The organism is Hoylesella loescheii DSM 19665 = JCM 12249 = ATCC 15930 (assembly GCF_000378085.1).
In the GTDB taxonomy this organism is placed as follows: domain Bacteria; phylum Bacteroidota; class Bacteroidia; order Bacteroidales; family Bacteroidaceae; genus Prevotella; species Prevotella loescheii.
The window spans coordinates 1-25,714 of sequence record NZ_KB899215.1; the positions used below are offsets into that span (position 1 = coordinate 1).

The window sequence follows — 25,714 nt, forward strand, 5'->3', positions numbered from 1 at the left end:
CACATCCTGGGGCTGGAGAAGGTCCCAAGGGTTGGGCTGTTCGCCCATTAAAGTGGCACGCGAGCTGGGTTCAGAACGTCGTGAGACAGTTCGGTCTCTATCTATCGTGGGCGTTGGAGTTTTGCGTGGCCCTGTCACTAGTACGAGAGGACCGTGATGGACAGACCTCCGGTTTACCGGTTGTGCCGCCAGGTGCACCGCCGGGTATCTGAGTCTGGATCGGATAAGCGCTGAAAGCATCTAAGTGCGAAGCCGGCCGCAAGATTAGAACTCCTCATGAGGGTCGTCCCAGACGAGGACGTGGATAGGGCGCAGGTGTAAAGGCGGCGACGCCAAAGCCGAGCGCTACTAATCGCCCGAAACTTTCTTACCTCCCTCACCTCAGCCGTGTCGTCGGCCCTCCGCTTGGAGAGCCGCAGGACGCAAGTCCCGCGTGAGGCGTCACTTCTTCTTTCCTTGCTTGTGCGATAGTCAACCCCCAATCAGGTGGTTATTGCGGCGGTGTCCCACCTCTTCCCATTCCGAACAGAGAAGTTAAGCCCGCCTGCGCCGATGGTACTGCAATGCAATGCGGGAGAGTAGGTGGCCGCCTTTTTTCATACGACAGCCCCGAGCGCGACGCTTCGCACTCGGGGCTTGTTCGTTTTGGGAGGTAGTGAGTTTATGAGCTTGTGAGGTTATAAGTTCATTAGTTTATAAGTTTATCAGTTGCTCAGGTTATGAGTTCATTAGTTTATAAGTTGGTGAGGTTTTAGGTTCATGAGTTTATAAGCTTATAAATTAGTGAGTTTACAAATTCATAAACTCGTTAGTAGCAGCATTGTTAAGGTGAAGGTGGCGTACGAGCTTGTAAAGAAATATTTGTATGTGCGTATTCCAATGGGGCTTTGTAGCGCAAAAGATATGTGTGGATGCACATAGGGTGCAGGGAAGCATCCGATACTAACATTAGTATCGACATTTTAATGCTTTATGTGGATATAGATGTGGTCGCTCTGATGGTAACCTACTTGTTGGGGATTACGATTAGTCGCGGTGTCGCTCGTCTGGCAGTTAATTAGAGTGCACTGTGAGCAATTTAGTTTTTGCAGGTATAAGTGCAGGAATTATGCTCCACAGCTTACTGCATCATTCCAACGCTTAGCTTGTGCATAATGGGCTTACACGTTTTTGTGGTACACTAACTTTCGCCCGTATTTCAAATTCTTTTAATACCAGTTTAGTTATCAATCTCTTCATAATTGTCGAAGTCTAACACATTAAGGGACTTTGAATCTGCTTCCCACGCGTCACCAGGACTACTCCCAGGACTAAGGCTAGGGCCAGATTGGCAGAGAAATTCCACATTAATATTTACAATACCCATAGTGGGCGCTATATATTTGTTCTTTTTCATAGGACTATTTTTTGAGAAAAGAAATAGGTAGAGCATCTTTCATGAAAACTTATCAGGTAATCTATCGTACGATGAATTTCTTATTTCTACGGACATATACGTGTCCTCGTTGGCGGTGTTGTGGGCTAATGGCTTTACCATCCAGTGTAAACCAAACATCACCATCCTCCGAATGCTCCTCAAAATTAGGCAAAACGATTGGGCTTGCTTCGTCTATCACAAAATCAAATTGTTTTGCCCCCGCAGCCGAAGGAAATTTGAAGTAAGCTCTAAGCCCAGGCATAACACGCTTATTTTTAGCTGGAATGAAGAGCTTATTCTCTCGTAAAAATTGTTCTGTGCCATCGCTTACGAGTTCTTTCACGTTGTATGTTCCACAAAACGACACACCTTCATGGGTAATCTTGCTAGCTTTCGGAGCATCTATACTTACGTTCGGCAGCGTCCAAGAGGCGATATCATTGTTGGTTTTTAGTAAGTATGGTACGCCAGTGTCAAGTCGGTCTACCGATTTAAATAGCAATTTATTTCCCGAAACACTTGAGAAAGCCACCAACGTATGGTTGCCGAAAGCCCGTTGCAAGTCTATCTTATTCATTGCAATAGGCAAACAAATACTATTCCATCGTCCCGCTTTCAGCTTTCGTTTCACAACAACAGTAGTAGAGCTCGTCGAATAAACTGGATTTTCAGACTTATACTCGTCAAGCACCATTTCACGACTAAGCCCATAACGGTTTAGCGGAGTGAAGAAGATTGTTCCCTCCTCATAACTATAAAACAAACCTGTTAACCCAAGGCAAGCATCTTCTTTGGGTAAAACAAGCTTTGTTTTCAAAATATCATCTATTTTTAAGTCATACCCGTTTACTTTTAGTTGCACGCTATGCTTTTTGTGGTTTGTCACCTTTGCAATAACATTCACCTGATGGCCATAAACACAGTTTCCCAAAGTAAGCTTTGTGCAGTCCACCTCCTGAGGAGATGAAACCGATTTGTGTTCGATTTGCAGATGGTTAATCGCATTATTCTCCACTAGCAATGCAGGGTAGGAATTGCGGATAAACCTACCAAGCACTGTACCCGTTAGCACATCGCCTGCTTGTAGCCCAGGATGATGTGAGAAACGCAGTGCCAAACAGCCTGTGCCGTCACTGATGAAAGCACTGTTGGCCGTAACTTGCACCACTTCCGCAGCATTCAGAACTAGCCTGCTTACGTTTATTTCGTCGGCTAGTACGTTAAAATCACGGATAGAAGAGACCTCCCGAACATCTTTCCAACACCTAATCCAGCACGACGACATACAAGGCGCATGCCGCTCATCCCCCAGATAGATAACTGTAAGTTTTGTTTCACCCGTAGAAATAGGCATTGCCTTCGTCCCGTCTGCGTCGAAATCCAGAACATTCTTATTACCTGATACGAACGCCAACTTACCAACTGCGTCAGCCGCATTCACGCCCTCGAGTATGGGTGAAGGTAGTGCATCGCCTTCGAAGATGTCGTAAGCAGATTCTGCAAAACGTATAGTAGTTATTTGCTTTGGTGCAACGTCGGCCAAATGCACTTCAATACGAGAGATTTTTAGTACTTCAAGACTGATGTTTACCAAGTCCATTTGCCTCGATTGACCAATCCAGGCTTGCTCTTCTTGCTTAAAATATCCAGTTGAAGAGGCAAATTGGCCAACGTTATACGACTGACCACTTTCGGCAGCATGTAAAACCACTTTGGTGATACATTTATTGGAATGCGACTTGATGGTAAGTCGGTTGCCCAAATAAAACGATACGGCATGTGATGTGGACAGTAACGTGGGGTTAGATTTGCCCGAACCTACCGAAAAAGTTAGTTGGCAATGCTCTCCAACCTTGTCAGTGCTTGTAAGATGGGCATAATCGAACGTTTCAATAACACCTTGTGCCCTTGCGATTAGGCCAACGAAGAGAAAAGAAAATAGAAGTAGCTTGTTGATGATATACATGGTAGTAGAGTCGTTTTATTGTGCGATATAGTTAGCTAAGGATGTGTTTGTGCTTATTCAGGTGGGGCATTGTCGGATAGTTCTGCGGTATAAAGCTCCACATACTGTTCCGCCACCTTCACGTAGTCGTGATGTTTGGCCACATAGTCCACGCTTTCGTGTTTGCGTTGCATCAGCCTTTCCTTGTCGGCAATGGCTTCTTCCAGTTGTCTATACACGTCTTCAACGTCGGGCAACACGTTTATTATAGGTCGCAAATGCATTTCATTCAGCAGTTCATACCCCTCTGGCTCTCCACCGCCCACACATACGATACCCTTGCTCATGGCCAAAAGGGGATTCATAGATGGTGTATAGCTGTATAGTTGGTCTAAGATGAGGTCGCAACCATCCATCAGTTGTTGGTATTCGGCAAAGGGCACCGACTCTGCCTTCACCAGTTCCACCTCTTCTGCGTGCCTTTCCACCAATCGAAGGGCGGCAGCCAACAGCACATCAGTACCCTTATAGGCATGTCGCGACTTATTGATGCCGATGAAAATTTTCACCTTCTGTCCAACGGGCGAGATGGTGGCGGGTGGAGAAGGCATCCTAATGGGGAAGGGGATGAAAACGGTTTTATGGGGAAAAAGTGGCTGATAACACACCCAATACTCGTAAAGCCCAGTGATAATACCATCGCAATCGTGAGCGATGTATTTGTTTAGTCGTTCTTTGCTTGTGCCAATCCAGTCGGCCGTTTCTTTTAAGGCATCAGCGTTTTGCCTTAGTTCGTTGCCAAGGTTAAAGTCGCTATATCGTAAAGGCTTGCGGGTTTGACATTCGTTCACCCAATAATAGTCCATGCCAAATGCGCAGAGATACACCCGTTTGTTGTGTTTGCGCAGATAACGATAAAGTGCAAACAGTCTTTCGGCCTTTATTTCTATAAACAGCGGATTGATAAGCTGCACCACATCATAGCCTCGCAGTTTGGGCAAGGCCCGTAAAAGCCGAAAGGCAAAGCTTATTTTGCCCCACAAGCTTGCAGTTCGTTGCAAGTCGATGTCGCGTGGATAGTTCTTCCAGAAGTCGCCATTAGAGGCTACCGTAACTTGATGTCCCAGCTGCCGAAGCCCCTCGGCCAGGGTGTTATGTACGTTGCTGTATTCGCCTAGCAGTAAAATCTTCATGAAGCAGCCTTTGGTAACACCCTACATAGTATGCGCCTGCCAGCCTTGAAGTTGGTAAGACGTCTGAACCATTGGTATTTCTGACTGTAAGGTTTATCAGGAAGCGGGAACAGACCATTGCGGTGCAGTCGTGCCACACATTTTTCCAGATGTCTAGGCGACCGCGTTTCAACGATAATCTTGTATATGTAATCCATCGTTAGTTGTGCCACGCGCCTTTGCAACGCATCTCTATTGGCCGTGGGTCCCGTTGCCGCCATCTTCTTAAGTTGCAAAATGATGTTTTCTAGATCGCTTAACCGCTTGGCAATGCTCTTTGTGTCGTTCCGTTGTGTGATCGACCCCTCGCGTTTTCGGTAAAAATAGGCATGGGCGTTGGTGATAAATACGCGTTCGGCACGTAGCAACAACTGTGGCGTAAACTCCTCGTCTTCGTGGAAAATGCCTTCGCGAAAACGCAACGATCCCGCTAGCTGGCGTTTAAACAGGTAGCCCCATGCCGCAGCGTGCAAGTTGTTATGGCGCATATAACGCGTTCCGTCTATCGGTCCTTCATAGTGTGTGGGAACGTTTTTAGGATTGCTTTGGGTTTGGTTGAACATCACCACATCGGGTTCTTGATAGCGCATGATGTCTAGGCAATGCTCGTATGGTGCCCGCAGCAGATAGTCGTCGGCATCGATAAACTGCACATATTCGCCCGAAGCAAGTTTCAATCCTGTGTTTCTGGCACGACTTAGGCCTCCATTCTTTTGGCGAACGTAGATAATACTGTCATGAATATCACGCAAATCGTTGATGGGCGAATGGCTCGAACCATCGTCAACGACGATAATCTCTCGCTCATCTTTACTCAACGACAGTGACAAAACGCTATCTAGGCATTGCCTAAGCATGCTTAAAGGTTCGTTGTGATAGGGAATGATAAAACTAATCATCTTGTTTTCATGAATCGGTGTAACAATAGATGTATTTGGCAAAGGCTCTTAATGCCTAACACCTCGGCCCAAATGGCTTTGGCACGCGTGGCAAAAGGCATGGGTGCTTTTAGCATAAAGCGCCAACTTAGCGGATGACGAGCCAACCTGATGGTGGTGTCGCCTTTGCGATAAAGGTCAATTTGCATGTTCAGTAGATGCAGGTGAAAACGCGCTTCGGCCTCGCTTGTGCATCCGTTGGGGGGGATGATGCTTTTTCTCACCCGCAAGTTCCATACCAGCAGTTGGGCCAATTCGTAGGCACTGGCCTTTTGGGTGATGCCTTCGGGATTCAGCCAATAGTGGTATGCACCTTGATTGATGGTAAGGATGTTGCCCGACTTGGCCAAAAGACGAGCCGTGGTGATAAGGTCTTCGAACACCTTACCCTCTGGAAATCGTACGCTTTCAAAGAGATTGGCACGCCACAGCTTATTCCAGGCATACGCGTGCAGGTATCCTTGTTCTTCATACCAATAAAGGGCGGGTGCATGGTGCTCTTGGGGGTTGAAGGTTAGCAGACGTTCGTGTTCCGAAAGCCACCCAATCAGCACGGGAAACTCCACAATGTTGCATTGCGGATGTTGCTCAAAAGCATCCATGGCAGCCTGCAACGTGTCTGTTGCGATAGCATCGTCGGCATCTACAAAAGCTAGAAAATCGCCCTTGGCATGGGCTATGCCTGTGTTGCGAGCCTTGCTCAGTCCGCCATTGGGTTGGTGCACCACGGTTATTCTGCTGTCGGTTTCGGCCCACGAGTCACACTTTTGCGCGCTGCCATCGGTAGAACCATCGTCAACAAGCAACACTTCAAGGTTGTCAAACGTCTGTTTCAGCACGCTCTCTACGCATCGGTCGAGTGTGTGCTGCATGTTATATACAGGTATGACAACACTTATTAGCATGATGTTTTATTTACAAAGTTACATTAAAAAGCAATAATGACCAAAATTTTTCGTTGTTATAGTAAAAAAGATTAGGTTTTGTAAACAACCGCCTTTAAGCTACGAAGCTGTACGTATGCGTAGGTATGTGTCAGTACAAAAGCCTTTGTAGTGGGGCTACAAAGCACTTGTACAGACACTACAAACGGCTTGTAGCGTGACTACAAACGACTTGTAGTGTGACTACAAAAGGCTTGTACGGACACTACAAAGGCTTTTGTACTGTTGCGTTGCAGAGAAAACAGTTGGCAGACGAACGTTTAAAACTAATTCTTTTTTTACTATAATAAGAATGAAACAACAGGAAAAGACAAACGGCTATGCACACATACTGAAATATATGGGTGTGTTTGGCAGCGTTCAAGGCGTGATAATCGGCTTGGGGATTATTCGTAACAAGTTGGTTGCAGTGCTTATAGGACCTGCTGGTGTGGGCATCATCTCCCTGTTCAACTCGGCCATAACCTTGCTTACCAATACGTCTAACATGGGATTGGGCGTTAGTGGGGTGCGCAATGTTTCGGAGGCTTACGAGGCAAACGATGGTCAGCGCCTAGAGTCTGCTGTCGCTACACTTCGCTTTTGGGCGTTTTTCGCAGGCTTTTTAGGCATGTCGCTGTGCTTGGCGCTTAGTGCCTGGCTCAGTCAAATTACGTTTTCGGATAGCGTCCACACTGTCGATTTCATGCTTCTGTCGCCCATTGTGGCCCTTTCGTGTATCACCGTGGGTGAAATGGCCATATTGAAAGGCGCACGAAGGCTACGTAGCCTCGCCCAACTAACCGTTGCAGGATTGGTGCTCACCATCTTGATAACCATCCCCTTGTATTATATCTATCGCGAAGCCGCCATTGTTCCATCGCTCATTGTCGCTGCCTTAGTGCAGATGTGCGTAACGGTGGTTTGTTCGTTCAGGACTTTTCCGCTGCGATTAAGTTGGAACAGGCAGCATGTTCGTTCGGGCGGCGTGATGATAAAACTAGGCCTGGCTTTTACATTAGCAGGCATATTGGGCAACGGGGCCGACCTTTTTATTCGTAGCTTTCTCAATAGCACTGCTTCAATCGAAACCGTTGGCCTGTATAATGCAGGTTATATGCTTTCGGTGGTGTATGCTTCCACGCTGTTTTCGGCGTTAGAGGCCGACTTCTTCCCACGCATTTCGGCCGTTAACAGGCTACAATTTACCATGAATGTGCTTGTAAATCGCCAAATAGAGGTAGGCTTGCTTATTGTGGGGCCGCTGTTGGTGGTATTCGTTTTGGCGTTGCCCGTTCTCGTTCCGTTGTTGTATAGCAGTGCCTTTGCAGGCGTAGTGGCCATGGTGCAGGTGCTTAGCTTCAACATTTTCTTTCGTGCGATAAGTCTTCCGTTAGAGTATATCGCGCTGGCAAAGGGCGATTCGCGAACCTACCTGCTACTAGAAGTGGCCTACGACTTGGCTTTTGTGGCTGCCGTTATCGGCGGAATGCACTTAGGCGGGTTGTGGGGCGTGGGCTTGTGTCTATCGGCAATGGGGGGGCTTAATCTTGTTTTGGTGGCGTGCGTGGTGCAAAAGAAGTTTGGCTATCGAATGCGCCGCAGCGTTTTCCGTAACATCGGACTGCAACTGCCATGGCTTGCCTTGGCCTACGCCACAACCTTTGTGTACAACCTGCCGATATATTGCCTCGTCGGCCTTATGCTGGTAGGTATTAGTTCGTACTTATCGGTTAGTGCATTGCGAAAGAAAACAAAACGTTAAGATATTATCAACTTAGAGATATAAAGAAGATGCCCAAAGTTTCTGTGCTGGTTGCCGTGTATAATGCGGAAAAATACCTGCAAGCGTGCCTCGACTCGTTGCTAAATCAGAGTCTCAAAGACATTGAAATAGTATGCGTAGACGATGCCTCGACCGATAATTCGCTATCGTTGCTAAACGAATATGCCGCGAAGGACAGCCGCTTGAAGGTGGCGACATTGGCTAAAAACTCAGGTATATCGCACACGCGCAACGTGGCTTTGGGCATGTCTACGGGCGAATATGTGTGTATGGTGGATTCGGATGATTGGCTCTCGGACGATGCTTTGCAGCTTTCTGCCGAGGTGCTCGACAATGAACCAGCGGTGGATTGCGTGCTTTTCGATTTTATTATTGCCGAACGCGACGACGTTCAGGGCACATACACGCGTCAACGGCGGTATAACTCGATGGCGTTTAGTCGTATAAGCGGACTGCGGGCTTGCGAATTGAGTCTTGATTGGCGCATTCATGGCCTTTATATGATCAGGCGTGCGATACATCTTCAATATCCCTACGACGAGAGCAGTCCTGTGTATAGTGACGAAAATACCACGCGCGTGCATTATTGGGCATCGCGAGAGGTGGCGCAATGTGCGGGAAAGTATTTCTATCGACAACATACTGAGTCGGCAACGCATGCGCCAAACCTGAATAAGTACTATCGTTTGGACGCTTATAAAAGCTTGAAACAATTTTTGCAGAGTCATACTGACACGCACTTTCTTTGCTCACGATTTGAAGAAATGCGCTGGCTAACTGTTATTGACTTGTATTTTGAGTATTACAAAACGCGTAGGCAATTGTCTAGGGCAGATCGCCGGATGGTGATAAAACGTTTGAAGGAGGCTTGGCAAGACATCGACCTGTCTTTGCTAAGTGACAAAGAAACGCGAAAGTTTGGGTATATGCCCCTCCGCTTTTCGTGGTTGGCGTTTAGAATGCAGGCAGAATTGTATTTCTTCGTTAGGGCAATGCGTGATAGATTAAGGCAAGGTAAGAAGTGAGCATCCACAAATCATCAAACCTGCGTATGGATGAAAGCTGAGGCTGGTATGTTTTGTAGATAGAAAGGTTTGTGCATTGGGTTGTAAAAGAAGAGGCGGAAAACGATTAAGTTTTCCGCCTCATTCTCTTATCTAAGTTTAATTAAAGTCTTTAAGCTTGATGGTCATAGCGCCTTTCCTGCGCAGACTGTTATATATACCTGCTGAACCTCCTCCAAAAGCTAGGTTGAAAGCATTTTCGTTGCTATTATTCACGTTTGAAGCAGATGAAGTCCAGTAGTCTCCATACTCTCCCATCTTCCCGCTACCATCGAATTTACCATTGAAGAAGAAGTTGATTGCGGGCAAGAAGAAATAATCATCAGTATTGGCAGGCGTGCCACTTGCAATACTATTGTTAACGCGAGGCCAATCTTTACCAACGGGGCGATAATCCGTACCATCGAATTTATCTCTCATAGTGGCATCGTTCAGGCTGTTTTCCAGCAAGATAACGCGCTTCTTCTTGAACCACATACCACCTTTGTATAGATGTTTGGCAAATGAGAAGGGCTTATTGCCATCCCAATGCGGGTTACCTTTGAAGATAAACCATAGCATTTCGTTTACGTTAGGGCAGAAAGCAGCATGGCCTCCAGCTACTACTGCATGTCCAGTTGGTGCTTCGACGTCGTAATACCATCGATCAGGGTCGCTTGTCTTGCTCTTAGGGAAATTTGGATTAGTTACTCCGTTAACAACTGGTTGCTCGTTCTCATGCCCCCACCAGTAATCTTTATGCGCATCCCACATATAGAGTTTATCTCCACGGTTTATAACATCTAAGTCTGTTGCTATTTTCTTATTTCTTCCTGGCTGGCAAGTTACAGTTCCATAGTTCTTGTACACGGAGGCAGTTACATTAGTTACTTGGTCGTAGAGGATGTACTCTACAGTAAAGTTGGTGTACTTACCAGGTGCAATAACCATGATGGCGGCATTTTCTGTAAGGTTTTGTGCCGTTGGGATATTGAAGCCATTAGTACCACCACCCTTAAGTGTAAGTGTAATACATTTAGAAGGCGAGGTCGCAGTGGTTGTTTTAATGCCTGTGTCGTCAAAGTCGTATGTTGCAGCAATAACTTGATCGGCTTTTACCCTGATTTGAGTTACCTTCACATCGGTTGTAAAGCCAATGCTATAATAGGGTATAAAGGTGAGGTATGAAGCCTTGTGATCAAGTGTGAATCTGTACGAACCGTCGGTTTGACGCTTTGCTTCGGCCGTACCGCAGTCACCGTCTGTGCCGATATGCGCTCCGTCATTGGGCGCTTGTTGTGCTTGATTAGCTTTGATAGTAACTTTGTTGCCAGAAGTGTTTCCGTTTCCTGTGTAGCGTACAGGGTAGGTTGCGGCAGAATATACGCCTGCAAAATAGAACTTGGCATCGGTTTCCTTACCACCTGTGGTAGGAATGCTAGAACGGTGGCTTTCTTTCAATGAGGGTGTTACTGCTTTGTTGTTGATCCATAGTCGGTCGTTAGAAGTCCAGTAAAACTTAATGCCTGAACCGGTATATTCACCAGCAGTGCGTGTGTTGCTCAACGCTTTGGTGCTGTTATAAACTACTGCAAACTCTGTCAACCCATTGGTGTCAAGTTGTTTTGCCGTGTTATCCTGCGCTGTTTCATCATTGGCACAACCTACCATGAACAGCACGAGAGCTGTAAGAGCAAGGGTTCTCATCTTCCCGAATTGTATTTTCCTCATTTGCTTTTTCTCTTGTTTGTTGTTTACGTTGCGTAATTTATGATTTGTCTTTAGTCTTCCTGTTGTTCATTACTGTCTTGCCAAATACCATAGTCATCATCGAAGTTGAATTCTTTGGCATTCAGTGTCTCATCGTCTACTGCATCATTATGACCACCTGTAACAGGTGAATTTGCTAATAATGGACTCTCATTGTTCATGTTACACACTTCAATAAATGGAGTGAGATATACTCTCTTTGTAACTTTTTGTTTGTTCATATTTTCTTTGTGATATGTTTATTTGTTGGACGAAATATTGTTATCCCTCGTCTGATCTTACTTGCAATATGCTTGCTAATGTAACACAATAAGGTTGCAATAGGAATTCGTGGAACCCCTTTTGCTTCTTATGGTTATTAAACCCTAGCTTACACTTAGGATAAGGATTTGTGGAAAGTAAACGTCGATGCGTTTACGTGAGAAAGATTGGTAAATTATTAATATTTACCAAACAGTCCAACCGCATTTGCTGGATAATCGTTATTATCCAGTATTCTGCATATTCATTTATTTAGTAGAATAATACGCTGGATGGTAACATCTCTCTAACCTAGTCACTTACTGATAGCTGCACTCGAGTGCAAAGATAATATAAATTTATTTAACTGACAAGAAAAAGGCTGATTAAATAGCGTATTTTTTGATAAATATACAAAGTGTTTCTCAAATTTATGCGTATTTCAAATGCCCAATAGCCTTCTCTGCTGTCAATAGATACTTACTCTGATATACCACTGTCTCATCATATTTTTAGTATTCTCCTTCTCTTTCGCATTAAAGATGTATGTCGTTTAGGGACGTAGTGGGTGAGATTGGTTGGGTTGAAATAGAATGAAGCGCACTTAAGAACAAGGAGAAACCTCACTCGTTAGTTTGCTGCAAGACTTCACGGCGTGTGAAATCGGGTATCATTACGGGCATCGACCCATGTTCGATGGAACGTTTTGAGAGTTCGGCAATGCAACACCACTCGGCTAAGTCGTACACGTCCATGTCTAGTGGCAAACCTTGTTGCAGACATTGGGCTAAACGTAAATCCATAAAATAAGACATGCCGCCGCGCGAATCGAGTTGTTTGGCCAAGTCGATTGTTTCGTGTGAGAAGGGTGGGGCGTAGTGGCTGAGTAGCTTTTCTAGTTGCGATGTGGGCAATGGCATGTTGTCGATGTTGGTTTCAACGCCGACTTTAGCAGCCGAAGCGGAACTCAACAGCACTTCGGGTATAGGATATTTTGCGACATATCCCTGCGTGCCAACCACTTGAAACATACGGTTATATGGTCGTGGCGTCATCACGTTGTGCTGGATAAGGATGGTTTTGCCCTTCATGGTGCGTATCATTGTAGAGGTTTGGTCGCCGTTGGCAAAGCTGTTGCAGGGCTTCCCCATTACCTCTTGATACATCTCCTTACCTACAAAGGGGGCGGTGTGCATGGCGGTGAGATAGTGTAAACGATCGGTTCGGTGGATGCCTAGCAACTGGCAGGCAGGCCCAATGCTGTGGGTGGGATAAACGTCGCCACAAGTAAGCCGATTGTATTCTATTCGCCAAGGTGTCCAACGGTTGCCAATGGGATGTGCATAACCACCTTCAACATGCACTATCTCGCCGAATAGTCCCTCTCGAACCATCTCGTGCACGGCCATTTCAAAGTGATCGTACACCGCATTTTCAAGCATCATGCAGTGTTGTTGTGTGCGTTCGGCCGTGTCTACCAATTGCCAAATATCCTCGAGCGTAAGGGCGGCAGGCACTTCCACGGCAACACATTTGCCGCGTTGCATGGCATGAAGGGCTATCGGCACGTGCGAAAGCCAATCGGTGCACACGTACACGAGGTTCAGTCTTTGTTGCTGGCATAGCTGACGATAAGCGTTTTCACCCCAATACACTGTTGGACGAGGTTTACCCAGCTGTTCAACGTGTTGCGCTGCCTCTTCTGCTACCTGTCTAGACGCGTCGCACACGGCAGTAATTTCTACGCCAGGGATATGACACCAACGTGTAACGGCCATTTGTCCACGCGCACCCACGCCAACAAATGCCACTTGTAGGTGGGGCATAGGTGCGAGAGCCAAAGACAAAACATCACGCTGCCCAACAGCACGCGTGGGTACAAAGGTTTCTAACGGCTGTGCCGCAGATATCGTTTCCATTGTTGTCATATTTTTAATCCACTGCAAATTTACCTAAAAAATGGGGATAATGGGAAGGTGAAAGGGTGAAAAGGTGAAAGAGTGAAAGGGTGAAAGAGTGAAAAAGTGAAAAGGTGAAAGAAATGAAAGGGTGAAAAAATGCTTCGCCTATAAAGGCTGTTAACCAGTTAACTTGTCAACTTGTTAAGCGCTTTAGTATTGACATATAGTAAGGGTATCAAAAGCAAAATAAGATGAAGTAGAAAAATAATGCGGGTCATATAAACTCCCTATGATGGCTTTGCACCATTGAAGGGAGGTTATATGGCCCGCAGATAACTTTGTATGCGGTGGTTGGGATAGATGCTACTAGTGAGCTAAGTTTAACGAAGAAAACTAGAAGCACTAGGAGAATGGGGCTATTTTGCCAGTTGGCAGCAAGATGATGCTATCCAAATAACAGGCGATGGGTGGGCATACTTACACCAATTGCGCCTTACAGCCACACTTTCTTTCTGGCCTTTCGACTCTCGTTGCTCATTCTGTCGAGTGCCGTAACCACATATCTATATCTTACTTGCCCCTTGTCGTAAGGCAGTTTAATCCACTTGTCGTGTGTGACGGCTACGATTTTGGCAGGGTTGTCGATGTCAACATCTTCTCCCATGGCAAATCGGTACACCACATATTTTTGTGCAAAATCGCCCCATTTCTTACCTTTGGGCTCTTCCCAGAAAAGAACAAGGCCGTCGCTAGTCCACACAGCTTCAAGATGTCTTGGCTTTTTAGGGCGTTTGTGATCGATAAACGGCATGAGGGGTTGTAGGGCAGGCGTCTTCCAATAATAGTTTCGTAGGGTGGAACCATAGTTGCCCATGTTGTCGGCCACAGCTTTGGCATACCATAGAACGGCTCCTTGCACGTTGGGTAGCATTCGGCGAAGCTTGAACTTCGCTTCCATCTGGTTGGTTTTAGGGTTGTTAAGATCTGGCTCTTTAACGGTTCGCTCAACGCTTTCGCCGATATAGAGCGGACGATTGCCCGCATACTTGTTCCACCAGATGGCAAGTGTTTGGTAATCGGCACTAGGATGACCAATCTTCCAGTATAGTTGTGGTACGCAATAGTCTACCCATCCGTTGTTCACCCATAGCAGAACGTCGGCATAAAGGTCGTCGTAGTTTTGCAATCCGCTTGTTGCGCTACCGTTAATGGGATCTGATTTCTTGTTGCGATAGATGCCAAACGGCGACACACCAAACTTCACCCAGGGCTTGCGGTCTTTGATGGTTTGACCCAAGCGTTGAACAAAGGCGTTCACATTGTTTCTTCGCCAATCGTTTTTGTTGGCTATTCCGCCGTTATAACGCATGAACTCCTTGTCGTCGGCTATGGTTTGGCCAGCGGCAGGGTAAGGGTAGAAATAGTCGTCGATGTGTATTCCGTCGACGTCGTAGCGCGAAACGATGTCGTCTACCACGCGACAGATGTACTCGCGGTTCTCGGGCAGGCCCGGGTTGAGTATCAGTTGGCCGTTATAGGAGAACACCCTATTGGGGTATAGCGATGCTACGTGGTTGCGTGCCAAGGCCGTTGTGCCTGCCGTTTTTGCACGGTAGGGGTTTATCCAGGCATGAAGCTCCATGCCACGGCGATGACATTGGTTGATCATCCATTTGAGTGGGTCCCAATAGGGCATGGGTGCTTTCCCTTGAACGCCCGTTAGGAAACGGCTCCATGGCTCGATCTTGCTTTCGTAAAGCGCATCGCACTCGGGCCGAACTTGAAAGATGATGGCGTTAACTCCATCGCGTTGCAGTTCGTCGAGTTGCTGTCTGAGTGTTTGTTGCATGGCTGCGGTGCTCATTCCTGAAAACTGTCCGTTCACCGTTTGTATCCATGCTCCCCTGAATTCGCGTTTGCTGTGGAGCGAGGCGGCACTAAGTTGAGGCGCGCCTGCTAGCAACATGGTAGCCAAAAGTGTGGCTATCATCATTAGTCTTTTCATTTCCTATTAATGTTTTCGTGCAAAATTAGTCAAAATATACGTATAAACCGCCATTGGGGATATAATATTATGGTTTTTGTTGGCAAAGTGGCAGCAGTGCTTACTCTGTCCCCTCTTGCGTAAGGATGTTAACCCATGCCAATTGTTGGCAATAATTCTGTGCAGAATACCTTTATCCAAACGACAGCTTGTTAAGTCTGTTTAGCAGTTCTTCGGCTTTCGAACGTACGATGCTTAGTTTTATCTCGCAGGTGTTTTCGAAGTTGGTGGCGAGAATTTTGGCTTCAGATTCTTTCACCACACGCATCACGCTGTTCATCATCACATAGGGGAAGGCGAACGAAACGGTTTCTTCTACCAGTCTACTTACCATTGGGACGTTGTCGATAGCTAGGGCTGCGGCCGTGCGATAGGCCACGATAAGTCCGCCAGTTCCCAAGTTTACACCTCCATAATAGCGCACCACCACCACGAGGATGTTGGTTAGTTCGTGGCTGTTTATCTGTCCGAGTATGGGCTTACCTGCAGTGCTGCTGGGCTCGCCGTCGTCGTTGGCTCTGAAATCTTGCCGTTCAGGCCCTAGCATATAGGCGTAACAGACGTGCCGCGCATCGTAATGTTGCTTGCGATAGTTGGCCAGCAGGTCTTTTATTTGCTCAATCGAGTTCACAGGATGAGCGTAAGCAAGAAACTTACTTCGTTTCTCTGTGTAAACACCTTGCCCAATGTCGTCGATGGTTTTGTATTCGTCGTTCATCTCGTGCATATATAATAGGTGTGCCCCATGCGGAAAAATAGGGACGCCTTGCAAAGTTAACACAAAAAGAACGATAAGGCGAAGGAAATAGATAGATTTGTTTGAGAAGTTAAGGAGTAAAGAAATAAAGTAGTAAAACTGTGTGTTTTAAGAATAAGGAGGTAAAAGGTTTAAGTAGTAAAGGCGTACACTTGGGGTTAGGGGATTTGCGTGATTAAGGAGTTAATCAGTATGTTTTGGAATTTTAGGGCTATTGATTTAGGGGAATGTGGGGTAGGGACGTGTGTTGATATGGTTTAGTCTAGCCATCTTTTCACCTTTTCACCCTTTCTTCTTTTCACTCTTCTTCCATTTCCTTAAACAAAAAACAAGCCGCGGGCAGCTTTCTACGCATGATAGCGCACTCCAAAAGCATGCCCGACGGCTTTGATGTGAGGGTGTTATTAGTCGCTCAGCTTGTGAATTACAAGTCCCGAACGCAGTTTTGGTTCGAACCAAGTGGCCTTCGGTGGCATAATCTTTCCGCTGTCGGCGATGTCCATTATCTGTTTCATCGACACGGGATAGAGAGCCAGAGCCATCTTCATTTCGCCGCTGTCTACACGTTCTTTCAACTCGTTTAGGCCACGAATGCCGCCCACGAAGTCGATACGCTTGTCGGTGCGAAGGTCTTTGATGCCCAAAATCTCGTCGAGAATCAGTCGACTAGATATGTCAACGTCGAGCACGCCAATGGGATCCGCATCGTTGTAAGTACCTTTCTTGGCCGTCAGACTGTACCATTCGCCATCGAGATAGAGCGAGAAATTGTGCAATCCTGTGGGATGATACATTTCTTTGCCCATCTTCTGCACGTCGAAATTCTGTGCCACCTTATCTAAGAACTGAGCGGAGGTAAGTCCGTTGAGGTCTTTCACCACGCGGTTATAGTCTAGAATGGTGAGCTGCGACGCTTGAAAGCAAACGGCCATGAAGTAATTATACTCCTCGTCGCCCTTGTGGTTGGGGTTGTTCTTGGCCTTTTCGGCGCCAACTAATGCTGCTGCGGCCGAACGATGATGTCCATCGGCGATGTAAAGGGCAGGCATCTTGGCAAACTCCTTTGTGATAACGTCGATGTCGTTAGCATCGGCGATAACCCAAAATTGATGTCCGAAACCGTCGATAGGAGCGATAAAGTCGTACTCGGGTGCGCTGTTCTTAACGTATTTGTTAATCAGTTCGTCTAGCACCTTATTGTCTGGGTAGGCAAAGAACACCGGTTCGATGTTGGCATCGTTCACACGAACGTGCTTCATACGGTCTTCTTCCTTATCCTTACGAGTCAACTCGTGCTTCTTGATAGTTCCATTCAGGTAGTCGTCAACGAAAGCACCCACCACCAAACCATACTGCGTCTTGCCGTTCATGGTTTGTGCGTAGATGTAATAAGCGGGCTTTTCGTCTTGCACGAGCCATCCCTTATCTTGGAATTTCTTGAAGTTGCGTGCTGCTTGCTCGTAAACCTTGGGGTCGTATTCGGAAGTTTCGGGAGAGAAATCAATCTCGGGCTTGATGATATGGTACAAGCTCATCTCGTTATCTCCAGCTTCTGCGCGAGCCTCTTCAGAGCTAAGCACGTCGTAAGGACGCGATTCCACCTTCTCAACCAGTTCTTTTGGTGGGCGGATACCTTTAAATGGTCTTATCGTTGCCATAGTGTCTGTGTTACTTGTTTACTTGGAACTTGGTGCATCCATCAGCGAAGTACGCATTAATTTGCTTGGCTGCAGCCAGTCCTGCATTGAAATTGGCCTCTGCCGTTTGTGCGCCCATCTTCTTAGGCGTGCTGAAATACCTGCCTTCTAGCTTGGCAAAGTCGGCATCGGCATCGGGTTTGATGTCGGTAACGAATTTCAAGTCTTCACGATCGGCCATAAGTTTGAGCAGTTCGGCCTCGTTAATCACCTCTTTACGAGCCGTGTTAACCAAGATGCCACCTTTGGGCAAGCGGTTCACTAGTGCATAGTTGATGCTTTGTTTAGTTTCGGGTGTAGCAGGGATATGCAAGCTCACGATGTCGCATTGGTCGAACAACGCCTCTTGATTAGCCACGGCGTGTACGCCAGCTTCTTCAATAACGTTGGCAGGACAGAATGCATCGTAGGCGTAAACCTCCATGCCGAAACCTTTGGCGATGCGTGCCACGTTGCGACCAACGTTGCCAAAAGCCAGCAACCCCAGCTTTTTGCCGATGAGCTCGGAACCCGATTTGCCATTGAAGAATGCCCTAACGGCATAAACGAGCAGGCCCAATACCAACTCGGCCACTGCATTGGCGTTTTGTCCGGGTGTGTTCTCTACAATGATACCCTTCTCTTTGGCGTATGCCGTGTCGATAGAATCGTAACCAGCACCAGCCCTAACGATAATCTTGAGCTTGGTAGCGGCGTCCATTACGTCGGGTGTAACATTGTCGGAACGCACAATCATGGCCTCAACATCTTTCACAGCATCGAGCAATTGCGCCTTCTCGGTATATTTTTCCAGCAAAACAAGTTCGTGTCCTGCCTTTTCTATTTCTTCTTTAATGGCCTTCACCGCATTGGCGGCAAAAGGTTTCTCGGTAGCAACAAGTACCTTCATAAGGAAAACAGTTATTAAGTTAGATGAATAAATAATGGTGGGTCTAGGTCTGAATGCGACCACAGACCCACCGATTGAATACGAAAAATCTATATGTAAACTTAGAGTTTAGCTTCGAATTCTTTCATGCAAGCTGCAAAGGCCTCTGCGCCTTCGATGCTCATGGCGTTGTAACAGCTTGCGCGGAAGCCGCCAACGTCGCGGTGACCCTTGATGCCCACCATGCCCTTTTGCGTAGCAAACTCCATGAAAGATTTCTCCAGTTCGGCAAAGTCTTCGTTCATCACGAAGCAGATGTTCATCAGCGAACGGTCTTCTTCTTTCACTGTGCCACGGAACAGGCGGTTGCGATCAATCTCGTCGTAGATAATCTTAGCCCTTTCGATGGCCTTCTTGTCCATGGCTTCAACGCCTCCGCACTTCTTAATCCAGCGTAGCGTCTCGAGTGCGCAATAGATAGGAACAACAGGAGGCGTGTTAAACATCGAGCCCTTGTCCACATGTGTGCGGTAGTCGAGCATGGTTGGGATTTGTCTTGGAGCGCGTCCCAGCTTGTCGTCTTTCACAATAATAACTGTAACACCAGCCATAGCCAAGTTCTTTTGGGCACCAGCGTAGATACAATCGTACTTCGATACGTCTACTGGACGGCTGAAAATATCGGACGACATATCGCCAATAAGTGGTATGGGCGAGTCTATTTCCTTACGGATTTCGGTTCCGTAGATGGTGTTGTTTGTGGTAACGTGCAGATAATCGGCATCTGTGGGGATGTCGAATGTCTTTGGGATGTAAGTGAAATTGGCATCGGCCGACGTAGCCACTTCTACAACGTCGCCGTATAGCTTAGCCTCTTTCATTGATTTTTTTGCCCAAACACCTGTATTCAGGTATGCAGCTTTCTTAATTAGGAAGTTGCAGGGCACTTGGGTGAACTGTAACGAAGCACCGCCACCGAGGAAAATAACCGAATATCCTTCGGGAACGCTGAGCAATTCTTTAATTAAGGCAACAGCCTCGTCAAGAACGGGCTGGAAATCCTTTGCTCTGTGGCTAATCTCCATGATGGAAAGTCCAGAACCATTAAAGTCTAAAATCTGCTTCGCCGTGTTCTCGATAACTTCTCTAGGTAGGATTGAGGGGCCGGCATTGAAATTGTACTTCTTCATATTCATTTATGTTTTTAGTAATATAGACTAATCTATGGCGTGCGCCATCAATACCTCTTGGTGTAGAAATCCTTGTTTCTTGTTAGGCTCTTCATGGCTTTTGGTTTTCGCTTGGCTTCTTCTGCTTTTCCTTTTCGTTGCATAGCTCGCCACGCTCCGATAAGAAGTAAGCAAGACCTTCTTAGCTCAAATCCAAAAATCCATTAGAGGTAATTTTTAGAACGCGCTTTAATCGTCATCAGGTAGTTAATGGTGCGAAGATAGTTTTTTTTGCTTTCCCCGCCAAATTTTTTGTGGGATATTTTTCGCTTGCAAGGGTTCTTTATCGCGATAGTTTTGTAATGAAATAAATCGCAAGTGTAAAATATGTGGCAGAAAGTAATGGAATTTGGGTTTATACGATAACGACAATTTGTTGTTTGCGTATGTCAATTGTCTTTTTGACATTCTGTTTAAATTTGTAAAAAAGCGCGTCCGTTACCCTTTGGATGGGTTTCTGACGCGCTTTTTTGTATTTCTAAGGTTGTATTTTCCCAGTACTTAGTTGCTAGAAACGCGACACTATTTCGTCCATTTCCTTTCGAGGAGATGGCTTTGTAGGTGTACTTGCTGGATATCCAATGGGTAAGATGGCCACAGGGTGCCACTCCTGACCTATGGGAAAGGCTGCTTGCAGGGCCGCCACATCGAAATTACATACCCAGCAACTACCTAAACCAACGGCCGTTGCGGCCAAACATAGATGCTCGATGGCGATAGCTGCGTCGATGTCGGCATGGCTCTTGCCGTCTTCTTCGCGTACCCATGCCTTGTCGTTGGCTGCATATATAATAATGTATAAGGGTGCTTGCCTCATCCATTCACGGTTATAGCATAGCTGTACCTTCTGGCGCGCCTCCTCCGTTTGAGCCACAACGAAGTGCCATGGCTGCTTGTTGCAGGCCGATGGGGCACGTTGGGCGCACTCCAAAAGATAGTTCACCTTGTCTTCTTCCACAGCCTGCGCACTGAAAGCGCGTGCAGAAAAGCGTTCTTTTGCCAAATTCAGAAAGTCCATTTGCATAGTTATTTTAGGGGTTCAACATGTTGTGCAGGGACAAAGTTAGCATTCTTTCGCGAAATGAAGTGCAGTTTGAATGCGTCTTTTGCGTTTTTTCGCTATGCGAGAAACCACTCGCGCAACGTTTCTTAAATCAGTTAGCCTTCGCCACAGACCCCATTTTAAAAATAAAATTCCTAACTTTGTAGTCTTAATTGGATAATAGAAGATGATAGTTTGCATAGCCGAGAAACCCAGCGTGGCACGTGATATCGCCTCTGTAATAGGCGCAACCACCCAACGCGACGGGTATATGGAGGGCAATGGGTATCAAGTGACGTGGACCTTTGGCCACCTTTGCACCCTAAAAGAACCCAACGACTACACCGACAACTGGAAACGGTGGAGCTTGGGCTCGCTTCCCATGATACCCCAACGCTTCGGCATAAAGCTAATTGAAGACCGCGGCATCGAGAAACAGTTCCAAGTGATAGAGCGGCTGATGCAAAACGCCGACGAGATAGTGAACTGTGGTGATGCCGGACAAGAAGGCGAACTGATTCAAAGGTGGGTGATGCAGAAGGCACAAGCCAAATGTCCTGTTAAACGACTATGGATTTCATCGCTTACCGAGGAAGCCATCCGACAGGGATTTGCCAACCTTAAAGACCAAAGCGAGTATCAACCGCTTTACCTCGCAGGACTAAGCAGGGCCATTGGCGACTGGATTTTGGGCATGAATGCTACACGCCTGTACACCTTAAAGTATGGTCAGAACCGACAAGTGCTAAGCATCGGGCGCGTACAAACACCTACTTTGGCCCTCATCGTTAACCGACAGAAAGAGATAGACAATTTTAAGCCTGAGGCTTATTGGGTGCTTTCCACCATTTATCGCGATACGCTGTTTACCGCCACTAAGGGGAAGTTCACCGATAAGGAAGAAGGCGAACGCGCTTTTGCAACCATTGCCAATAAGGATTTTGAAATAACGGGCGTTGTGAAGAAGAAAGGAACGGAGGCTCCGCCCCATCTTTTCGACCTCACCTCGTTGCAAGTGGAGTGTAATCGCAAGTTCAGCTATTCGGCCGAAACGACGTTAAACCTCATTCAAAGCCTTTACGAGAAGAAGCTTACCACCTATCCGCGTGTCGATACACAGTTTCTTAGCGACGACATCTACCCCAAATGCCCCCTTATATTAAAAGGAGTGCGTGGTTACGAAACCTTTACTCAGCCGTTGCTAGGTAAGGCTTTAAGTAAAAGTAAGAAGGTTTTCGACTCGTCGAAGGTTACCGACCACCACGCCATTATCCCTACGGGTGTTCCCGCAGGTGGACTTTCAGAGATGGAAAGCAATGTGTACGACCTTGTAACGCGACGTTTCATCTCTGTATTTTATCCCGATTGCAAATTTTCTACTACCACCGTAACGGGCAAGGTAGACGATATTGAACTGAAAGCTACGGGTAAGGAGATACTGGAACAGGGTTGGCGCGTGCTCTATGCTAAGGATACGCCCGCTAATAACGATGAAGATTCGGCCAAACAAACGGCCGAAGAGCGCACCTTACCTACCTTTACCAAGGGCGAGAAGGGTTCGCACACGCCCACATTGAGTGAAAAGTGGACCGTTCCACCAAAGTTTTACACCGAGGCAACGCTCTTGCGTGCCATGGAAACGGCTGGAAAGTTTGTCGAAGATGAAGAATTGCGTAGCGCGCTGAAAGAAAACGGCATTGGCCGACCCTCTTCGCGTGCCGGCATCATCGAGACTTTGTTTAAGCGCCACTATATCCGTCGCGAGCGAAAGAACCTCTTGCCCACGCCAACAGGCGTCGAACTGATAGGCATTATTCGTGAAGAACTTTTGAAAAGTTGTGAACTCACGGGCATTTGGGAGAAGAAACTACGTGACATTGAGCATCGCAACTACGACGCACAGCAGTTTGTGAACGAACTGAAGGTACAGATAACCGAGATTGTTAACGAAGTGTTGAGCGATAATTCCAACCGTCACATCACCATCACCACCGAAGACGACCTCAAGAAAACCATCGCTAAAAAGAAGGCTGCTACTCCCAAAGATAAGACGCAGACTGTGGCAAAGGCCCCTAATACTGCCGAACCAACTGTGGCACCTACTCTCCAAACCGACGATAACATTGTGGGCACACCTTGTCCGCAATGCAAGCAGGGGGTTGTCATCAAAGGAAAAGGGGCCTACGGATGTAGCAATTGGAAGGCGGGCTGTAATTTCCGACTGCCATTCAACGAGGCGTAGACATGGGCACGATGATGTTTTGCCCCCGCATCGGTGTGTGGTAAAACGTTTAAGGCTCACCGAACGATATAAATTATTGTTAAAGTGCGGCGCCTCTTGTAAACTTTTTAGGCCTCAACCATGTCTAAGTAGTGAGTAGTAAAGTAGTAAAGGTAGTAAGAAGTAAGTTCGAAGAGTTATGGAGTTAAGGAGTTATGGAATTAAGCCAGATGCTTTGTTGCAGCGTGCTATTAATCTTTGTTAACTCAATAGCTCAACACCTCCTCAACTTAAAATATCTTCTCAACTCAAACTTTCCCAAACGCATAAACTCATAAATTAAAGAACTCATAAACCTCACAATATGAAGAAATGGACACTAAGCCTAGGCGTGCTCTTCGCCTTGCCCACCATGCTCTTTGCCCAGACCCACAAATGGACATTGAAAGACTGTATCGACTATGCGATGCAGCACAACATTAGCTTGCAAAAGCAACGAGTTGCCGTTAAGTCGGCCGAAGAAGAGGTGTTGCACAGCAAAGCAGAGCTGTTGCCTTCGGTATCGGCTTCCACCTCACAAAACGTAAACTATCGTCCGTGGCCTGAAACAGGAGAGGCCCGTGTGGCAAATGGCTCTGTGCAATCGAGTGTAGATAAGGTGTCATATAACGGCACATACGTTATCAATGCGCAATGGACGCTATGGAACGGAAACCGCAATCGCAACACCATTGCCCTTAATAAGCTTGGGGCGAGCAAAGCCGAAGCCGACGCAATGGTATCGGCAGCCACCATACAAGAGCGTATAGCGCAACTTTATGTGCAAATTTTATATTCCTCGGAGGCCATTAGCGTGAGCAAGCAGGCTTTGGAAACAAGCGCTCAAAACGAAGAACGGGGCAAGGAAATGCTTAACGTGGGCAAGATGAGTAAGGCCGACTTGGCGCAGCTTACCGCACAAAGAGCGCAAGAAGAGTATAATGTTCTTTCGGCGCAGAGCACTCTGGCCGACTTTAAACGGCAACTTAAACAGCTGTTGCAAATTACCGACAGTGCTCCTTTTGAAGTGGCCGTGCCTGCCACCACCGATGAAATGGCCTTGGAGTCCATACCTTCGGTGGGCGAGGTTTATGGTCAGGCCATCAGTTGGCGACCCGAGTTGAAGGCCGCACAGCTCGCTATCAACGAGTCGGAATTGAGTATAAAGATAGCTAGGGCACAAAATCTGCCTACACTTAGCCTTGGCGCAAGTATGGGAACAAACACCACTTCGATGAACAACAAGGAATGGGGAACGCAGCTCAAAACCAACTTCGACATGGGGGCAGGCGTCACTCTGAGCATCCCTATCTTTGATAATCGCTCTAAACGTACGGCTGTTAACAAGGCGATGTTCGAAAAACAAAGCTCGATGCTCGAATTGCAGGATAAGCAAACAACCCTTTATTCCAACATCGAAGAGTGTTGGTTGCAGGCCACCAACAACCAAAACAAGTATAAGGCAGCAAAGATTAGCGTGGAAAGTGCACAACAAAGCTACGACTTGCTTAACGAACAGTTCAAGCTTGGACTAAAAAACATCATCGAATTGATGACTGGTAAGAACAACCTTGTTACTGCCCAGCAAAACGAATTGCAAAGTAAATACTTGGCCATCCTTAACATCAACCTCCTTAATTTCTATAAAACGGGAGAGATTAAGTAAAGGTGAAAGGGTGAAAAAGTGAAAAGGTGAAAAGAAGGCTGACGCCCTTTAAAGGTGAAAAAGTGAAAAGTTGAAAAGATGGCTAACGCCCTTTAAGGGTGAAAGGGTGAAAGAGTGAAAAGATGTCTAACGCCCTTTAAGGGTGAAAGGGTGAAAGAAATGAAAGGGTGAAAAGATGGCTTCGCCCTTTGACGGTGAAAGAGTGAAAGGGTAAAAAGGTGAAAAGATGGCTTCGTTTATCAGCTTGTTAACTTGTCTACTTTTTAACTCGTCAACCTAAAAGATGAAAAAGATGGCTGATACCCTTTAAGGATGATGAGATGAAGAAAAGGGGTTCGCCAATTGACAGGTTAGCCCTAATTGGCGTAAACGCTTCAATCCCTTTGACTGAAGCATGTTTCGCGATTGTAGATAAGGCCTTTTCTCCTCCTTAATGTTCCTTATGTTCTTCTGTCAAAAGAAACTGAATTTCTGTCAGAAGATAAAAATGGGGCAGGATGGAAATGACATTTCTGCCTATTTCTACTTAATCTCGATATGCTTAGATGTGTTTACTTACACCCTAATAAGTAAGCGCAAACACACTGTTTTTTATTCGTTTATCTCGTTAAACATAAAATGGAACACTGTTACATATCATCTGTAACCGTGTTCCATCTTATCTGGAATCGTGTTCCATCTTATCTGGAATCGCGTTCCATCTTATCCGGAATCGCGTTCCATCTTATATGGAACTTGCTCGATAGTGATAAAAGGCGCTACAAAGGCTTATTTGGCGTGTTGAGATAGGAGAGCGCATGCGATATGTTTTCTTATCTTTTGCCTTGATAATTCATGGCCTTGTAGTTCTGACAACTGGCGAAACCTGCTTTTCACCCATCATCCTTAAAGGGCGTAAGCCATCTTTTTCACCCTTTCACTCCTTTCATCTTTTCACCCTTAAAGGGCGTTAGCCA

General features: G+C 46.5%; 17 protein-coding genes and 2 rRNA genes. 6 read left to right on the forward strand and 13 right to left on the reverse strand.

The window, feature by feature from the left end:
- Nucleotides 1-373, forward strand: a 23S ribosomal RNA gene (locus F453_RS0107555); the annotation flags it as partial.
- Between the two features lie 109 nt (nucleotides 374-482).
- Nucleotides 483-595 (forward strand): 5S ribosomal RNA (rrf, locus tag F453_RS0107560).
- Between the two features lie 862 nt (nucleotides 596-1,457).
- Here rrf and F453_RS0107575 read toward each other — a convergent pair.
- From F453_RS0107575 to F453_RS0107590, 4 genes are read right to left on the reverse strand one after another with little or no spacing between them, the layout of a single operon-like run.
- Nucleotides 1,458-3,383, reverse strand: a complete 1,926-nt coding sequence (locus F453_RS0107575) for a hypothetical protein (RefSeq protein WP_018967477.1) — start codon at nucleotides 3,381-3,383, stop codon at nucleotides 1,458-1,460.
- 53 nt (nucleotides 3,384-3,436) lie between these two features.
- Complete coding sequence (locus F453_RS0107580) at nucleotides 3,437-4,555, reverse strand: glycosyltransferase family protein (protein ID WP_018967478.1); 1,119 nt, start codon at nucleotides 4,553-4,555, stop codon at nucleotides 3,437-3,439.
- Nucleotides 4,552-5,493 carry a glycosyltransferase family 2 protein gene (locus tag F453_RS0107585; protein ID WP_018967479.1) on the reverse strand — a complete coding sequence of 314 codons (942 nt, stop codon included), beginning with the start codon at nucleotides 5,491-5,493 and terminating at the stop codon, nucleotides 4,552-4,554. The genes F453_RS0107580 and F453_RS0107585 overlap by 4 nt, the downstream gene beginning before the upstream one ends.
- Nucleotides 5,490-6,437: a glycosyltransferase family 2 protein gene (locus F453_RS0107590; protein WP_018967480.1), complete on the reverse strand. Its 948-nt coding sequence runs from the start codon at nucleotides 6,435-6,437 to the stop codon at nucleotides 5,490-5,492. Before F453_RS0107590 ends, F453_RS0107585 begins: the two co-directional genes overlap by 4 nt.
- A 331-nt stretch (nucleotides 6,438-6,768) precedes the next feature.
- Between F453_RS0107590 and F453_RS0107595 the strand changes: the two genes are divergently transcribed.
- Nucleotides 6,769-8,220, forward strand: a complete 1,452-nt coding sequence (locus F453_RS0107595) for an oligosaccharide flippase family protein (protein WP_018967481.1) — start codon at nucleotides 6,769-6,771, stop codon at nucleotides 8,218-8,220.
- A gap of 29 nt (nucleotides 8,221-8,249) precedes the next feature.
- The gene (locus F453_RS0107600; protein ID WP_018967482.1) at nucleotides 8,250-9,266 is read left to right on the forward strand and encodes a glycosyltransferase family 2 protein; all 1,017 of its coding nucleotides are present in this window, start codon (nucleotides 8,250-8,252) and stop codon (nucleotides 9,264-9,266) included.
- 138 nt (nucleotides 9,267-9,404) lie between these two features.
- On the opposite strand, the gene F453_RS0107605 is transcribed toward F453_RS0107600, so the two are convergent.
- From F453_RS0107605 to F453_RS0107650, 9 genes are all read right to left on the reverse strand, one after another.
- Entirely contained in the window at nucleotides 9,405-11,015 is a 1,611-nt protein-coding gene (locus F453_RS0107605) for a hypothetical protein (protein ID WP_025789942.1), read from the reverse strand.
- 50 nt (nucleotides 11,016-11,065) lie between these two features.
- Nucleotides 11,066-11,275 carry a hypothetical protein gene (locus F453_RS0107610; protein ID WP_009234994.1) on the reverse strand — a complete coding sequence of 70 codons (210 nt, stop codon included), beginning with the start codon at nucleotides 11,273-11,275 and terminating at the stop codon, nucleotides 11,066-11,068.
- A 642-nt stretch (nucleotides 11,276-11,917) separates the two neighbouring features.
- Entirely contained in the window at nucleotides 11,918-13,213 is a 1,296-nt protein-coding gene (locus tag F453_RS0107615; RefSeq protein ID WP_018967484.1) for a Gfo/Idh/MocA family protein, read from the reverse strand.
- A 475-nt stretch (nucleotides 13,214-13,688) separates the two neighbouring features.
- The gene (locus F453_RS0107620; RefSeq protein WP_025789943.1) at nucleotides 13,689-15,200 is read right to left on the reverse strand and encodes a glycoside hydrolase family 10-like protein; all 1,512 of its coding nucleotides are present in this window, start codon (nucleotides 15,198-15,200) and stop codon (nucleotides 13,689-13,691) included.
- Nucleotides 15,201-15,372: 172 nt separating this feature from the next.
- Nucleotides 15,373-15,957: an IMPACT family protein gene (locus F453_RS0107625; RefSeq protein WP_025789944.1), complete on the reverse strand. Its 585-nt coding sequence runs from the start codon at nucleotides 15,955-15,957 to the stop codon at nucleotides 15,373-15,375.
- A 443-nt stretch (nucleotides 15,958-16,400) separates the two neighbouring features.
- Nucleotides 16,401-17,654: a DUF1015 domain-containing protein gene (locus F453_RS0107630; RefSeq protein ID WP_018967487.1), complete on the reverse strand. Its 1,254-nt coding sequence runs from the start codon at nucleotides 17,652-17,654 to the stop codon at nucleotides 16,401-16,403.
- Between the two features lie 10 nt (nucleotides 17,655-17,664).
- Nucleotides 17,665-18,582: an NAD(P)-dependent oxidoreductase gene (locus tag F453_RS0107635; protein ID WP_009235000.1), complete on the reverse strand. Its 918-nt coding sequence runs from the start codon at nucleotides 18,580-18,582 to the stop codon at nucleotides 17,665-17,667.
- Between the two features lie 101 nt (nucleotides 18,583-18,683).
- The gene (gene serC / locus F453_RS0107640) at nucleotides 18,684-19,751 is read right to left on the reverse strand and encodes a 3-phosphoserine/phosphohydroxythreonine transaminase (protein ID WP_009235001.1); all 1,068 of its coding nucleotides are present in this window, start codon (nucleotides 19,749-19,751) and stop codon (nucleotides 18,684-18,686) included.
- A 547-nt stretch (nucleotides 19,752-20,298) separates the two neighbouring features.
- Nucleotides 20,299-20,808, reverse strand: a complete 510-nt coding sequence (locus F453_RS0107650; RefSeq protein WP_025789945.1) for a nitroreductase family protein — start codon at nucleotides 20,806-20,808, stop codon at nucleotides 20,299-20,301.
- A gap of 211 nt (nucleotides 20,809-21,019) precedes the next feature.
- On the opposite strand from F453_RS0107650, the gene F453_RS0107655 reads away from it, so the two are divergent.
- Both F453_RS0107655 and F453_RS0107660 read left to right on the forward strand, forming a co-directional pair.
- Entirely contained in the window at nucleotides 21,020-23,074 is a 2,055-nt protein-coding gene (locus F453_RS0107655; RefSeq protein ID WP_018967490.1) for a DNA topoisomerase 3, read from the forward strand.
- A 343-nt stretch (nucleotides 23,075-23,417) separates the two neighbouring features.
- The gene (locus tag F453_RS0107660; RefSeq protein WP_018967491.1) at nucleotides 23,418-24,758 is read left to right on the forward strand and encodes a TolC family protein; all 1,341 of its coding nucleotides are present in this window, start codon (nucleotides 23,418-23,420) and stop codon (nucleotides 24,756-24,758) included.
- Nucleotides 24,759-25,714: the final 956 nt, after the last annotated feature.

What these genes read in the sequence shown, in the direction of transcription:
- F453_RS0107575 (WP_018967477.1), bottom strand. Translation starts at nt 3,383, where the DNA reads ATGTATATCATCAACAAGCTACTTCTATTTTCTTTTCTCTTCGTTGGC.
- F453_RS0107580 (WP_018967478.1), bottom strand. Translation starts at nt 4,555, where the DNA reads ATGAAGATTTTACTGCTAGGCGAATACAGCAACGTACATAACACCCTG.
- F453_RS0107585 (WP_018967479.1), bottom strand. Translation starts at nt 5,493, where the DNA reads ATGATTAGTTTTATCATTCCCTATCACAACGAACCTTTAAGCATGCTT.
- F453_RS0107590 (WP_018967480.1), bottom strand. Translation starts at nt 6,437, where the DNA reads ATGCTAATAAGTGTTGTCATACCTGTATATAACATGCAGCACACACTC.
- F453_RS0107595 (WP_018967481.1), top strand. Translation starts at nt 6,769, where the DNA reads ATGAAACAACAGGAAAAGACAAACGGCTATGCACACATACTGAAATAT.
- F453_RS0107600 (WP_018967482.1), top strand. Translation starts at nt 8,250, where the DNA reads ATGCCCAAAGTTTCTGTGCTGGTTGCCGTGTATAATGCGGAAAAATAC.
- F453_RS0107605 (WP_025789942.1), bottom strand. Translation starts at nt 11,015, where the DNA reads ATGAGGAAAATACAATTCGGGAAGATGAGAACCCTTGCTCTTACAGCT.
- F453_RS0107610 (WP_009234994.1), bottom strand. Translation starts at nt 11,275, where the DNA reads ATGAACAAACAAAAAGTTACAAAGAGAGTATATCTCACTCCATTTATT.
- F453_RS0107615 (WP_018967484.1), bottom strand. Translation starts at nt 13,213, where the DNA reads ATGGAAACGATATCTGCGGCACAGCCGTTAGAAACCTTTGTACCCACG.
- F453_RS0107620 (WP_025789943.1), bottom strand. Translation starts at nt 15,200, where the DNA reads ATGAAAAGACTAATGATGATAGCCACACTTTTGGCTACCATGTTGCTA.
- F453_RS0107625 (WP_025789944.1), bottom strand. Translation starts at nt 15,957, where the DNA reads ATGAACGACGAATACAAAACCATCGACGACATTGGGCAAGGTGTTTAC.
- F453_RS0107630 (WP_018967487.1), bottom strand. Translation starts at nt 17,654, where the DNA reads ATGGCAACGATAAGACCATTTAAAGGTATCCGCCCACCAAAAGAACTG.
- F453_RS0107635 (WP_009235000.1), bottom strand. Translation starts at nt 18,582, where the DNA reads ATGAAGGTACTTGTTGCTACCGAGAAACCTTTTGCCGCCAATGCGGTG.
- serC (WP_009235001.1), bottom strand. Translation starts at nt 19,751, where the DNA reads ATGAAGAAGTACAATTTCAATGCCGGCCCCTCAATCCTACCTAGAGAA.
- F453_RS0107650 (WP_025789945.1), bottom strand. Translation starts at nt 20,808, where the DNA reads ATGGACTTTCTGAATTTGGCAAAAGAACGCTTTTCTGCACGCGCTTTC.
- F453_RS0107655 (WP_018967490.1), top strand. Translation starts at nt 21,020, where the DNA reads ATGATAGTTTGCATAGCCGAGAAACCCAGCGTGGCACGTGATATCGCC.
- F453_RS0107660 (WP_018967491.1), top strand. Translation starts at nt 23,418, where the DNA reads ATGAAGAAATGGACACTAAGCCTAGGCGTGCTCTTCGCCTTGCCCACC.